General features: G+C 74.1%; 13 protein-coding genes. 6 read left to right on the top strand and 7 right to left on the bottom strand.

What is annotated here, in order from left to right; genetic code table 11:
• Positions 1-116 precede the first annotated feature (116 nt).
• On the top strand, positions 117-749 hold the full coding sequence (locus tag ACO1BR_RS06525; protein ID WP_426794048.1) for a TetR/AcrR family transcriptional regulator: 633 nt from the start codon (positions 117-119) through the stop codon (positions 747-749).
• 74 nt (positions 750-823) lie between these two features.
• On the opposite strand, the gene ACO1BR_RS06520 is transcribed toward ACO1BR_RS06525, so the two are convergent.
• From ACO1BR_RS06520 to ACO1BR_RS06495, 6 genes are all read right to left on the bottom strand, one after another.
• On the bottom strand, positions 824-1,366 hold the full coding sequence (locus tag ACO1BR_RS06520; protein WP_426794047.1) for a hypothetical protein: 543 nt from the start codon (positions 1,364-1,366) through the stop codon (positions 824-826).
• 205 nt (positions 1,367-1,571) lie between these two features.
• On the bottom strand, positions 1,572-2,240 hold the full coding sequence (locus tag ACO1BR_RS06515; RefSeq protein WP_426794262.1) for a uracil-DNA glycosylase: 669 nt from the start codon (positions 2,238-2,240) through the stop codon (positions 1,572-1,574).
• A gap of 131 nt (positions 2,241-2,371) precedes the next feature.
• Positions 2,372-3,337, bottom strand: a complete 966-nt coding sequence (locus ACO1BR_RS06510) for an aldo/keto reductase (RefSeq protein ID WP_426794046.1) — start codon at positions 3,335-3,337, stop codon at positions 2,372-2,374.
• A 239-nt stretch (positions 3,338-3,576) separates the two neighbouring features.
• On the bottom strand, positions 3,577-4,347 hold the full coding sequence (locus ACO1BR_RS06505) for an SDR family oxidoreductase (RefSeq protein WP_426794261.1): 771 nt from the start codon (positions 4,345-4,347) through the stop codon (positions 3,577-3,579).
• Between the two features lie 52 nt (positions 4,348-4,399).
• Positions 4,400-5,161, bottom strand: a complete 762-nt coding sequence (gene fabG / locus ACO1BR_RS06500) for a 3-oxoacyl-ACP reductase FabG (protein WP_426794045.1) — start codon at positions 5,159-5,161, stop codon at positions 4,400-4,402.
• Between the two features lie 244 nt (positions 5,162-5,405).
• Positions 5,406-5,549, bottom strand: a complete 144-nt coding sequence (locus ACO1BR_RS06495; RefSeq protein ID WP_426794044.1) for a hypothetical protein — start codon at positions 5,547-5,549, stop codon at positions 5,406-5,408.
• A 103-nt stretch (positions 5,550-5,652) separates the two neighbouring features.
• Between ACO1BR_RS06495 and ACO1BR_RS06490 the strand changes: the two genes are divergently transcribed.
• A complete protein-coding gene (locus tag ACO1BR_RS06490) occupies positions 5,653-6,312 on the top strand; it encodes an NADPH-dependent FMN reductase (RefSeq protein ID WP_159505104.1) in 660 nt (219 codons plus the stop codon).
• 243 nt (positions 6,313-6,555) lie between these two features.
• Positions 6,556-8,724, top strand: a complete 2,169-nt coding sequence (locus ACO1BR_RS06485) for a prolyl oligopeptidase family serine peptidase (RefSeq protein WP_426794043.1) — start codon at positions 6,556-6,558, stop codon at positions 8,722-8,724.
• A 63-nt stretch (positions 8,725-8,787) separates the two neighbouring features.
• Here the strand turns inward: ACO1BR_RS06485 and ACO1BR_RS06480 are convergent, their stop codons facing one another.
• A complete protein-coding gene (locus ACO1BR_RS06480; protein WP_426794042.1) occupies positions 8,788-9,432 on the bottom strand; it encodes a cysteine hydrolase in 645 nt (214 codons plus the stop codon).
• Positions 9,433-9,657: 225 nt separating this feature from the next.
• On the opposite strand from ACO1BR_RS06480, the gene ACO1BR_RS06475 reads away from it, so the two are divergent.
• The 3 genes from ACO1BR_RS06475 (at position 9,658) to ACO1BR_RS06465 (ending at position 13,224) form a co-directional block, all read left to right on the top strand.
• Positions 9,658-10,122 (top strand): pyridoxamine 5'-phosphate oxidase family protein, encoded by a 465-nt coding sequence (locus tag ACO1BR_RS06475; protein WP_426794041.1) that lies wholly within the window; start codon positions 9,658-9,660, stop codon positions 10,120-10,122.
• A gap of 167 nt (positions 10,123-10,289) precedes the next feature.
• Positions 10,290-11,777, top strand: a complete 1,488-nt coding sequence (locus tag ACO1BR_RS06470) for an acyl-CoA synthetase (RefSeq protein WP_426794040.1) — start codon at positions 10,290-10,292, stop codon at positions 11,775-11,777.
• Positions 11,770-13,224: a carboxyl transferase domain-containing protein gene (locus ACO1BR_RS06465; RefSeq protein ID WP_426794039.1), complete on the top strand. Its 1,455-nt coding sequence runs from the start codon at positions 11,770-11,772 to the stop codon at positions 13,222-13,224. The genes ACO1BR_RS06470 and ACO1BR_RS06465 overlap by 8 nt, the downstream gene beginning before the upstream one ends.
• The last annotated feature ends 5 nt before the right edge of the window (positions 13,225-13,229 follow it).

The raw sequence follows: 13,229 nt of genomic DNA, 5'->3' as shown, positions 1-13,229 counted from the left end.
CCCCCTGGCGTCCCGCGGTAACTACAGCCGTAGTCCCGCACGTTCGTCCGCGGCCCCGCTTCCCGGAACCGCCTCGCGGAGACTACACCTGTAGTTTCCGCGCTATGCTCACCGGCATGAACGCCCGCAAAAACGCCGCCGCACACGACGGCACGCTCCTCCCCAGGCACCGGCTGATCGCCGATACGGCCCTGGCGCTGCTGGCCGAGCGCGGGATGCGCGGGCTGACCCACCGAGCGGTCGACGAGACGGCCGGCCTGCCGCAGGGGTCCACGTCGAATCTCGCGCGCACCCGAGCCGCACTGCTGGAGACCGCGGTCCGACGGCTGGCCGAGCGCGAGGCGGAGGTCCTCGTGGCGGGCGAGACGGCGGACATCACCGGGCGCGCGGGGGCCGGCGACCTCACCTCGGCGGACATCGCCGACGCGCTGTCCCTCGCCCTGCACCGCTATCTGGCCGGGCACCGCCGGCTGCTCGTCGCCCGCTACGAACTCGCTCTGGAGGCCACCCGCAGGCCCGAGTTGCGGGCGGTCTACGACCGGGCGGGGCGGGCCTTCCGGGCGCCGGTGGTGGCGATGCTGCGGGCGGCCGGCTCCGCCGCACCCGAACGGCATGCGCTCAGCATGGTCGCGTGGTGCGACGGTGTGCTGTTCACCTGCATCGCCGGCCAGTTCCACGCCGCCGTCCCCACCCGCGCGGCACTGCGCGCCTCGTGCGCGGAACTTCTCGACGGAATGCTGCGGGGGTGAGGATCACCTGAGGGCAGGGCCGGGCACGGTGCAGTCTCCCTGGAGGGGGCTGGTGCCGCGGCCTTTCCGGGACGTCAGCGCCACGGGCCCGCCGCGCCGCCGATCCGCAGCTCCAGCCGGTCGATCGCGTCCTTGAGGCTCTGGCGGTATTCGCCGTCGGCGAGGGCGTTGACGGACGCCCTCGCCCGGCGGAGCTGGGCGCGGGCGTCGGCCGGGCGGTCGAGTCCGGCGTAGTCGGCCGCGAGGTTGAGATGCAGCGAGGGGAAGAACGCCCGGAGCGCGACGAGGGGATGGCGGGGCCCCGGGCCGTCCGCGACGTCCGATGCGCCGGCGGCGCTGCCGGGCTCCGCGGGGCGCTCCGTGACGAAGCCCTCCGCCGCCTCCAGGGCCCGCAGATCCCAGTCCAGTTCGTCTCTCGGGTCGTCCTGGGTGTCGGCCATGTAGTGCGCGAGGGCGCAGCGGTGGAAGGCGTCTCCCTGCGGCCCGACCTCCCGCCAGAGGTCTCCGAGGCGGTTGCGCGCCTCTTCCCGGTCACCGGCCCGGTGCAGCATGATCGCCTGGCCGATCCGGGTCAGCACTCCGTCCTCGGGCGTCGCCGCCCGCCGATTCTCCGCCACCGCGCACTCCCCGCGTTCGCTCACCGCCACCACCGGGCTTGCCTCGACGCTAACGGCGCGCGACGCGCGCGACGCGCCGAGGGAGGCCGATCGGCCCAGGCCAAAGGCCCCACCCCGGCGCGACCGGGCGCGAGCGCCGGGCCTGCGCTCGTCGCGTACGGGCCGAAGGGCCTCGGCCCGTACGGGCGGAACGGAGGGGGCAGGTTCAGCCCAGGTCGGGGATGCGCCAGTCGATCGGGGTGTGCCCCTGCGCGGCGATCGCCTCGTTGATCTGGGTGAAGGGGCGGGATCCGAAGAACTTCTTCGCGGAGAGCGGCGAGGGGTGCGCGCCCTGCACCACGGCGTGCCGCTCCTCGTCGATCAGCGGCAGCTTCTTCTTGGCGTAGTTCCCCCAGAGCACGAAGACGGCCGGGTCCGGACGGGAGGCGACCGCGCGGATCACCGCGTCGGTGACCTTCTCCCAGCCCTTGCCCTTGTGCGAGTTGGCCTCGCCCTCGCGGACCGTGAGAACGGCGTTGAGCAGCAGCACGCCCTGCTCGGCCCAGGGCATCAGATAGCCGTTGTCCGGAACCGGGTGGCCCAGTTCCTCCTTCATCTCCTTGTAGATGTTCCGCAGCGACGGCGGCGTCCTGACGCCGGGCTGCACGGAGAAGCACAGCCCGTGGCCCTGCCCCGGGCCGTGGTACGGGTCCTGTCCGAGGACGAGCACCTTGACCCGGTCGTACGGCGTCGCCTTCAGCGCCGCGAAGACCTGCTCACGGGGCGGGTAGACAGGACCGTTGGCCCGCTCCTGCTCCACGAAGTCGGTGAGCTCCTTGAAGTAGGGCTTCGCCAACTCCTCGCCCAGGACCTCGCGCCAGGACTCGGGCAGCATGTCGGTGACCACGTCAACAACCTCCGGTGTGCGTTCCGTTCTCACTGACAGAACCTACCGGCGACCACTGACAATCACGGTCCCGGGCCGGAATCCGACGGCGGCGAGCACCCCGGTTCCCGCCCCGCCCCTCACGCCGTGTCCAGCCGGGCGCGCTGGTACGGGTCCAGTACGAGGTCCAGCGCGGCCAGGCACTCGTCGAGCTGGGCCACGGAACTGACGCCGATCACCGGCACCACCGGCACCGGACCGCCCATCAGCCACGCCAGCACCACCTGGTTCGCGGTGGCCCCGCACTCCGCGGCCACCTCCGCCAGCACCCGCAGCCGCACCACCGAGCCCGGATGGTCGTAGCGTTCCGGCAGCGGCCTGTCCTCGCGGGTGTAGGCGCCCTCCATCAGGGGCGAGTAGCCGAGCAGGGTCAGATCGGGGTGCGCGGCCGTGTAGTCGAGGAGTTCCCCGTCGGTCTCCTTCTGGAGGCCGGGCGGCAGGTCCCGGCGCGGACGCAGGTAGGTGTGCCGCTGCTGTACGGCCCGGAAGCCGGGCAGCCCGCGCCCGGCGGCGATCTGCCGGGCCTCGGCGAGCCGCCAGGTCGCGTGGTTGCTGGCTCCCAGGGTGCCCACGCGCCCGTCCCGGACGAACCCGGCGAGCGTCCCGACGATCTCCTCCAAGGGGACGCGGCGGTCCTCGATGTGCGCGTAGCAGAGATCGACCCGGTCGGTGCCCAGCCGGCGGAGGCTGCCCTCGACGGCGGTGCGCAGGGCGGTCGCGCCCAGTCCCTCGGCGTTGGCGGGCCACCGGGGGCCGCGGGCCGGGTCGGGCCGGGCTCCCGCCTTGGTGGCGACCACCGTACGATCCGCCGCGCGCCGGCTGCGCAACCATCGGCCGAGCAGCACCTCGCTCTCGTCACCGGTCGCGCCGGGCACCCAGCAGGCGTAGTTGTTCGCGGTGTCGACGAAGGTGCCGCCGGCCTCGGCGAAGCGGTCCAGGATGGCGAGGGAGGTCCGTTCGTCCACCGTGGTGCCGAAGGGCATCGCGCCGAGGCAGACGGCGCTGATCCGCGGCCCCTGATCGCCGCCGAGCGTGCGGTGGTACATGGCATGCCTCCCCGGCAGGTCCGCTGACGCACGTGGTGCCGGCCCCTGAGGGACCGGCACCACGGACTCTGCCTGTTGGAGCGCACGCGAAGGCAAGCGAGGGGCCGGCAGGCGAGCGCGGTCCCGCGCCGGGCGCGACGCCCGGCGCTCGCCGGCTCAGCCCCCGCGGCCCGCCCCACCGGCGGTCGGCGACCCCGCGGCCGACCGCCTCATCGCTCGGCCTCGGCCGGGCGCCGTCCTCACACCCCGGCGTTCAGGAACAGCCCGCCGTCGACGACGAGGGTCTGCCCGGTGATCCAGCCGGCCGCGTCGGACAGCAGGAAGGCCGCGGCCCCGCCGATGTCCTCCGGGACGCCCAGCCGCCCCATGGGGTAGCCGGCCGCCGCCTCCTCCTCGCGGTTCTCGTAGAGCGCCGACGCGAACTTGGTCTTGATCACCGCGGGTGCGATGGAGTTGACCCGCACCACCGGCGCGAACTCGTGCGCCAGCTGGAACGACAGATTCACCATCGCGGCCTTGCTCATCCCGTAGGCACCGAGGAACGGCGAGGCGCTGACCCCGGCGATCGACGCGATGTTGACGATCGCGCCGCCGTTGTCCTTCTGCCAGGCGTGCCAGGTGCGCTGCGCGAAGCCGAGCGCGGAGACCACGTTGGTCTCGTACACCTTGCGCGCCACGTTGAGGTCGATGTCGGCTATCGGGCCGAACACCGGGTTCGTACCGGCGTTGTTGACGAGGTAGTCGACCCGGCCGAAGGTCTCCATCGCCCGCTCGACGGCGTCGGCCTGGTGTGCCTCGTCGTGCGCCTTGCCGGCGACGGCGAGCACCCGGTCCGCGCCCAGCGTCCCGGCGGCCTCCTTGAGGGCGTCCTCGTTGCGGCCGGTGATGACGACCCGGTCCCCGCGGGCGATCAGGGCCTCGGCGACGCCGTACCCGATGCCGCGGCTGGCGCCGGTGACCAGTGCCACCTTGCCGGAGAGTGCGGGGCGTTCGCCGTCCCGCTCGGTCATGTCGGTCATATGTGGTTCCCCTGCTCCTGTACTTCTGCGGTGGATGCGGCGGTCAGCAGAGCGGGCCGCCGGCGACGTACAGGACCTGGCCGGAGACGAAGCCGGCGTCCTCGCCCGTGAAGAAGGCGATCGCGTTGGCGATGTCCTCGGGCCTGCCGACCCGCTGCACCGGGATCTGCGTGGCGGCGGCGGCCTGGAAGTCCTCGAAGCCCATGCCGACGCGCTCGGCGGTGGCGGCGGTCATCTCGGTGGCGATGAAGCCGGGGGCGACGGCGTTCGCGGTGACGCCGAACTTGCCGAGCTCGATGGCGAGGGTCTTGGTGAAGCCCTGGAGGCCGGCCTTGGCGGCTGAGTAGTTGACCTGGCCGCGGTTGCCCAGCGCCGAGCTGGAGGAGAGGTTGACGATCCGGCCGAACTTGGCGTCCACCATGTGCTTCTGGCAGGCCCGCGACATCAGGAACGCGCCCCGCAGATGCACGTTCATGACGGTGTCCCAGTCGGTGTCGCTCATCTTGAACAGCAGGTTGTCGCGGAGCACACCGGCGTTGTTGACCAGGACGGTCGGCGCGCCGAGCTCGGACGCGATCCGCTCGACGGCCGCCGCCACCTGTTCCGCGTCGGAGACGTCGCAGCCGACCGCGATGGCCTTGCCGCCGGCCGAGGTGATCTTGGCGACGGTGTCCTTGCAGGCCGCCTCGTCGAGGTCGAGCACGGCGACGGCGCGCCCCTCGGCGGCCAGGCGTACGGCGGTGGCCGCGCCGATACCGCGGGCCGCGCCCGTCACGATGGCGACGCGCTGTTCGGTGGTGGACATGCGGGTTCTCCTCACCCTCGAATCCTCGGAACCTCGAACACCTCGACCGGCGGCCCGCCCCCCGGAGCGGGTGAGCAACCGCTTAGTAGCCTCAGCAGGGCTGACGCTAGAAGCCCGGCCACCCGCTGTCAACGCCCCACCACCGACCGGTCCGGCACGTCGGCCGCGGGCGGGCCATCCCGTACGGAACGGGGACGGGCGCCCCACGGAAGGAAGCCCGCCCCACCTCACCCCATGTCACGCGTCACATCACCCCGCCTCGCCGCACCGGCAGCCCCGGCAGGCGCTCCACCTGGGCCACGGGGGCGGCGATCGGCCCGGTGAGCGCGGTGGCGTCGGCCGGCCCGGCGGCCGTGAAGCGACCCCGGGCCCGGCCCGGGTCACTCATCCGGAGGGCCCAGGTCCTGTCGCACGGCTGCCGGAGCGGGACCAGACTGGACGGCGGGGCGCCGGTCCGCCGGGCGCGAGCCCCGCGACGGAAGGACGCACCCATGACCTCGGACGACCGCCCCGGCCCGCTGCGGGTACTGGTCTTCGGCGCCGCGCTGCGGGCGGAGTCGGCCAACGCCCGCCTCGCCTCCCTCGTGGCCCGCCTGGTCGCCGACACGGGCGCCGCCGTCGACCACGCCGCCATGCGCGACTTCGCGATGCCGATGTACGACGGCGACGTGGAGGTCGCCGAAGGGCTGCCGCCGGGCGCCCTCGCGCTGCGCGACCGGCTGGAGCGGTGCGACGCCTTCGTCCTCTCCTCCCCCGAGTACAACGGCTCGGTACCGGGCGTGCTGAAGAACGCGATCGACTGGGTCTCGCGGGTCCGGCCGCAGCCGTTCAAGACCAAGCACGCGATGCTGGTCTCCGCCTCGCCGTCGCTGGTCGGCGGCAACCGCGGGCTGTGGGCGCTGCGGGTCCCGCTGGAGCACCTCGGCACCCGCGTCTATCCGGACATGTTCAGCCTCGCCAACTGCTACTCGGCCTTCGCCGAGGACGGCACGCTCCTCGACTCCGGACTGCGGGAGCGGCTGACCGAAACGGTGGCCGGTTTCCTCAGCCTGGTGGAAGCCGATGTGCGCTATGTCTGCCTGGAGCGCCGCTGGTACGAGTTCCTGGGCGACCGCACCGAGGCGGCCGTCACCCAGCGATCCGAGCAATAGGCGTGCGGGCGGCGGCGTTTCCGGGGTACTTTTTCCTCGACGTCGCGGCGATGAGCTGAACGCGAGCGCGACGCCCCGGCCGACGGCATCCCGTCCGTACGGCCTCCGCATTCCGGTAGGGCTCGTGCTCCGCGACCTGCGTACGGATGCGCGCTCCGCCTGTACTCCCGATGCCCAACGGCCCGATGCCGTTGGGCTTTCGCCTGCTCGAAAACGATCCACCGCCCCTAGGAGGACCACATCGTGGAACCGACCACCCGGACCACACAGCGCCCGCAAAGCGCCACCGGAACCGCCAACGCGGCGGAATTTCCCCGGCAGTTCGCCCGCACCCGCCGCTTCTCCCTCGGCGTGCCGCGGCAGTTCGGCATCTCCCCGGACGGCCGGCGGGTGCTCTTCGTCCGTACGGGGTCGGGCAGCGATCCCGTAGGACGGCTGTGGCAGTACGAGGACGGCGCGGAACGGCTGCTGGCCGATCCGGCGCTCCTGGTGGGCACGGGGTCCGAGGAGTTGCCCGAGGAGGAGCGGCTGCGGCGGGAGCGGGCCCGCGACCGCACCGCCGGCGTGGTGGGCTACGCGGCCGACGACGCCGCGCGCGTCGTCGCGTTCGCGCTGTCCGGGGCGCTGTGGGCGGTGCGGACGGACGGCGGCGCGCCGTTCCCGGTGCCGGCGGCCGGTCCGGTGGTCGATCCGCGCCCCTCCCCGGACGGCCGGCTGATCGCGTATGTGAGCAACCGGTCCGTCCATGTCGTCGGACTGGACGGCGGCGACCGGCAGTTGGCGCGGGCCGAGGGGCCGGAGGTCTCCTACGGGCTCGCCGAGTACGTCGCCGCCGAGTCGATGGGCCGCACGCGCGGCCACTGGTGGGCGCCGGACGGCCGCCGCCTCCTCGTCGCCAGGGTGGACACCTCACCCGTGGAACGGCGCTACCTCGCCGATCCGGCCGACCCGGCGCGGCCCCCGCAGGTGCTTCGCTACCCGTCGGCCGGCACCGCCAACGCGGAGGTCTCGCTGCACCTGCTCTCCGTGGACGGCGAGCGGACCGAGGTGATCTGGGACCGTGCGGCGTACGAGTACCTCGTCGACGCCCGGTGGGACGCGCACGGCCCGCTGATCGCCGTGCAGAGCCGTGACCAGCGCGTACTGCGGACGCTCGCGGTCGATCCGGCGACCGGCGGCACCGAGGTGCTGCACGAGCGGACGGATCCCGCCTGGGTGGAGATCGTGCCCGGCACCCCGGCCCGTACCGCCTCCGGCGCGCTGGTGCTCCCGGAGGACGACGGCGAGACCCGCCGGCTGACCGTCGGCGGCCGGCGGGTCACACCGGCCGGACTGCAACTGCGCGAGGTCCTCGGCGTCGAGGGGGAGAGCGTGCTGTTCAGCGCGAGCGAGGACCCCGAGGAGACCCATGTGTGGCGCCATGAGCCCGGCACCGGCAACCGGCGGCTGAGCCGGCTGCCGGGACGCCACACGGGGGCGGAGCGCGGCGGGACGGCCGTCGTGGCCGGGCTCACGCCGCGGGGCGACGAGGTCGTCGTCCTACGGGACGGCGCACCCGAGCCCGCCTCCTACGAGGGCATCGCCTCGCTCGCCGAGGATCCGGTGGTCGTCCCCCGCCCGGTCCATCTCGCCCTCGGTGAACGCGCGTTGCGCGCGGCCCTCTACCTCCCGTCGTGGCACAAGGAGGGCGGCGGGCGGCTGCCCGTACTGCTCGACCCCTACGGCGGCCCGGCGATGCAGCTCGCCATACGGGCCCGGGGGTGGTTCGCCTGTGTTTCCCAGTGGTTCGCCGAGCAGGGGTTCGCGGTCCTGGTGGCCGACGGGCGCGGTACTCCGGGGCGCGGCCCGGCCTGGGAGAAGGCCGTGCACGGCGATCTGCTGTGGCCCGCCCTGGAGGACCAGGTGGCGGCTCTGCAGGCCGCCGGGGCGCGCTTCCCCGATCTGGACCTGGAGCGGGTGGCGATCCGCGGCTGGTCGTTCGGCGGCTTCCTCGCGGCGGCGGCCGTACTGCACCGCCCCGACGTCTTCCACGCGGCGGTCGCCGGCGCCCCGCCCACCGACCAGCGGATGTACGACACCCACTGGAAGGAGCGCTTCCTGGGGCACCCCGGCGCCCACCCGGAGGACTACGCGCGCTCCTCCCTGGTCGGGCACGGCCATCTGCTGCGCCGTCCGCTGCTGCTCGTCCACGGCCTCGCGGACGACAACGTGGCCGCCGCGCACACCCTGCGCTTCTCCGCCGAACTGCTCGCCGCCGGCCGGCCGCACACCGTACTGCCGCTGCCCGGCGCCACCCATCTGCCGGCCGACGACGCGGTCACCGAGAACCTGCTCCGCGTGCAGCGGGACTTCCTCAAGGAAGCGCTGCGGGATCGGGAGCAGGAGGCGGGGAAGCGGTCCACCGGGGAGTGAGGACGGGGCGCCCCGGCGCGCGGCACGGCCGGCCGCTCGCCCGAGGGGCGCCGCCCTCCCTGGTCAGCGGGCGCGGCGCGGTCGCTGCCAGCAGCTGCGCACCTCGTCGGTCGTGGTGATCGTGGCCACCAGGGCGAGGGTGTTGCGGACCATCGCGGAGGTGTACTCGGCGGGCACCCCCGCGATGGCGTCCGCGGGCACCACCGCCACATAGCCGAGGTTGACCGCGTCGAACACCGCGTTGGGGATCGCCACATTCGCCGAGACCCCGGTCACGACGAGCGTGCGGCACCCGAAGTTGCGCAGCAGCGCGTCGACTTCGGTTCCGGCGATAGGTGAGAGACCGTGCAGTCTGCGCACCACCAGGTCGCCCTCCGACACCGGTATCGGGTCGGCGATCCGTACGGCGGTGGACCCGGTGAGCTGCTGCACGGGCAGCCGCTCGGCCGCCGTGAAGAGCCGGGCGTTGCGGCTGGCCCCGCGGCCGTCGGGGCGCCGTTCGGCGACCGCGTGCAGCACCTGGACACCGGCGTCGTGCGCCGCGGCCACCAGGCGGGCGGTGTTCGTCAGCGCTCCCGATGTGCGGGCCGCTTCGGCCAGTTCGGGCAGCGCGCTGTCCGTACCGACCACGCCGCGCTGGCACTCGACGGTGAGCAGCACCGTGGAGGCCGGGTCCAGCTGCTCGACGAGCCGGGCGTCCGAAGGCATTGCCAGTCCCCTCTGCGGACGCGCGCACCGACGTTCGGGTGTGCGTCGGCGTCGCGTCCACGGATGCGTTCAGGTCCGCGTCCACGGTGCGGGCGATCCTGCCCCGTCCGTCTCCGCGGCCGCGGCGGGTGGTCGAAGACGGGCGAGGCTATCCACCATTGCGCCCGTTAGGAAGAGCCCCCATGATTTCTGACACTCTTTCAGATGCAGTGGAGGGCAGTGGGGATGACCGACACACAGCGGCGCGGGCGCCGGATCAGGCTGACCCCCGCCGAACTGGACGCGTTCCTGGCGGCGCAGCGGACCTGCCGGGTCGCGACGGTCGGCGGGGACGGCGCGCCGCACGTAGGGGCGCTGTGGTTCGTCTGGGACGGGACGGCGCTATGGCTGTATTCGATCACCCGCAGCAAGCGGTGGGCGCAGCTGCGGAAGGATCCGCGGATCTCGGTGCTGGTCGACGACGGGCACGAGTACGGGGAGCTGCGCGGCGCCGAGCTGACCGGCCGCGCGGAGTTCGTCGGCGAGGCCCCGCGGCGCGGCGACCGCTGTCCGGAACTCGTCGCTCCGGAGCGGCTGTTCGCCGGGAAGTACTTCGGAATGACGGAGATGCCGCACGACGGGCGGCACGCCTGGCTGCGCCTGGCGCCGGAGTCCGTGATGTCCTGGGACTTCCGCAAGATCCCGGGCTGAGGGCGCACGGGAACCGCGCACCGGCCGTCCGTCGGCCCCGCGGCGATCGCGTTGTCGGTGGTCTCTGCGAGAGTGGGGTAGGTCAGCCCGCTCCGCTCGGCGACGTGTGCGGGGCGGGGCAGCTCCGGCCGCCGCGGCCGGGCGCCGACGAGGACGAAGGAGATCCGGTGAACGTGCTCTTCCCCGCGCTGCGCGACGGCTCGCCCGCCCCGGCGCTGCGCTTCGGCGACCGTGCGCTGAGCCACCGCCAACTGGCCGCGGTGGCCGGCCCCCTCGCTGACCGGATCGGCGAGCGCAGCCGGACGGGCGGCGCGACCCGCACCGCGATCTGGGCGACGCCGACGCTGGAGACCGCCGTCGGCGTGGTGGCCGCGCTGCTCGCCGGAGTCGCCGCGGTCCCGGTGAACCCCAAGATCGGCGAGCGCGAGCTGGCGCACATCGTGGCGGACAGCACGCCGTCCCTCGTGCTCGCCGAACCGGGCGCCGACCTGCCGGGCCCGCTCGCCGCGCTGCCCCGCCTCGACGTCGAGATCGCCGACTTCGCAGACTCCGCCGAGGAGGCCGTGCCGGGCCTGCTCCCGCCGGAGCCGGCCGACGAGACACCGGCGCTGATCGTCTACACCTCCGGCACGACCGGGCCGCCCAAGGGCGTCGTGCTCCCCCGGCGCGCCGTCGCGCACACCCTCGACGCCCTGGAGGACGCCTGGCAGTGGACCGCCGACGACGTCCTGGTGCACGCCCTGCCGTTGTTCCACGTCCACGGCCTGATCCTGGGCGTCCTCGGTCCCCTGCGGCGCGGCGGCAGCGTCCACCACCTCGGGCGCTTCAGCACCGCGGCGGTCGCCCGGGAGCTGTCCGCGGACGGCACGATGCTGTTCGGCGTACCGACGATGTACCACCGCCTGGCGCTCGACGCCGGCCGCGACCCGGTGCTCGCCAAGGCGCTGGGCCGTGCCCGGCTGCTGGTCTCCGGCTCCGCGGCGCTGCCGCTCACCGACCACGCGCGGATCACCGCCGCCACCGGACGGCGGGTGATCGAGCGCTACGGCATGACCGAGACGCTGATGAACACCAGCGTCCGGGCGGACGGCCCGGACGCCACGGGCACCGTCGGCGTGCCGCTCCCGGGGGTGTACGTCCGGCTCGTCGACGACGCGGGCCGCGCCATCGAGGCGCACGACGGTGAGACCGTCGGCGAAATCCAGGTCCGCGGCCCGAACCTCTTCACCGAGTACCTGAACCGCCCCGACGCCACCGACGCCGCGTTCGACGGCGGCTGGTTCCGCACGGGCGACATGGCCGTCCGTGACGCCGCCGGGAACTACCGCATCGTCGGCCGCAAGGCCACCGACCTGATCAAGAGCGGTGGTTACAAGATCGGCGCCGGCGAGATCGAGAACGCCCTCCTGGCGCACCCGGGAGTCGCCGAGGCCGCCGTCACCGGCGCCCCGGACGAGGACCTCGGCGAACGGATCGTCGCCTGGGTCGTCACCGAGAGCGGCCCGGACTCCGGCCCCCCGCCCACCGCCGAGGAGCTCGCCGACCACGTCGCCCGCCAGCTCGCCCCCCACAAACGACCGCGCACCGTCCACTTCGTGGCGGCGCTGCCCCGCAACGACATGGGCAAGGTGCTGAAGCGAGAACTCCATGCATGACAAGGCGGCAGCGCCCCCGCCCAGCCAGCGGCTGACGGCCCGTCAAGCCCTGGCGGCCGTCACGGATGCGTATGTGGACCTGGCCGCGGACGGCGGCGACGTCCCACGGGCACCCGGATCGTCCGGGACAGCCCCGGCACCCGCGGTAACGCAGCCGCCCGGCGCCCCGGAGCGCGTCCCGGAGGTGGACGGCCCGCTCGGCTGGCGCGGCTACGACGCCTCGCGGGAGCGCGCACGGGCCCGGACCGGCGAGGACGAGTCGGTGATCACCGCACGCGGCACGATAGGCGGCGCCGAAGCCATCGTGCTCTCCTTCGAGTTCGGCTTCCTGGGCGGCTCACTCGGCGAACGCACCGGCGACCGGCTGGAGGCCGCCTACACCCGGGCCCGCGAGCGGCGGCTGCCCCTCGTGTCGCTGATCGCCACGGGAGGCAGCCGCATGCAGGAAGGCATGCGCGCCCTGATACAACTCCAGCGCGTGGCCCGGCAGTCGGCGCTCAACCGCGCCGCGGGGCTCCCCCAGATCGCCGTACTGCGCGATCCGACGACCGGCGGCGGCTGGGCGACGCTCGGCGCCGGAGCCGATGTGATCCTGGCGCTGCCCAGAGCCCAGGTCGGCTTCGCCGGCTCACGGGTACGCCCCTCGGACGCCGACCCCGCCGCGTACTGTGCCGAGGGGCAGCTCGCCGCCGGCCAGGTCGACGCCGTGGTCCCCGCCGACCGGCTCCGTGCCACCCTGCGGCACTGGCTCCAACTCCTCGGCGGCACCTCAGGGTTGCCCGCAGAGCCCGCCGAACCGGCCCCCGTCCCGTACGCCCTGGGCACGGCGGGCCTCCCGGCCACCGGCTGGGACGCGGTGGGCCGGGCCCGCGACGCCCGCCGGCCGCGCGCCGAGTCGTATCTGGACGCGTACTTCGACGATCGGGAGGAGATCAGCGGCGACCGGTGCGGCGGACGCGACCCCGGCATACGGTGCGGATTCGGCCACCACGCCGGCCGGACCATCGCGTTCGCCGCCCAGTGCGGCACGGCCACCCGCCCGGCGGGCTTCCGTACCGCGACCCGGCTGGTCCAGCTCGCGGACCGGCTCGGCATCCCGGTCCTCACCCTGGTGGACACCCCGGGCGCCGCCAATGACGCGGACGCGGAGCGCGCGGGCGCCGGCGCGGCCATCGCCGACACGTTCGCGGCGCTGGCCTCCGCCCGTGTGCCGGTCACCTCGCTCCTCATCGGCGAGGGCGGATCGGGCGGCGCCCTGGCGCTCGCCGCGCCGGACCGCCTCTGGGCCACCCCGGACAGCTACTTCTCGGTGATCGCCCCGGAACTGGCCGCCGCCATCCTCAAACGCGGCACCGACCAGGTCCGGGAGACCGCCGACCAACTCCGCATCCGTCCCCAGGACCTGTTGGAACTGGGCGTCGTCCGCGGCATCGTCGGCGGGAGGTGAAGGGG

This window comes from Streptomyces sp. YGL11-2, from assembly GCF_050054615.1.
GTDB lineage: Bacteria > Actinomycetota > Actinomycetes > Streptomycetales > Streptomycetaceae > Streptomyces.
This window is presented reverse-complemented; position numbering and strand designations above follow the sequence as displayed.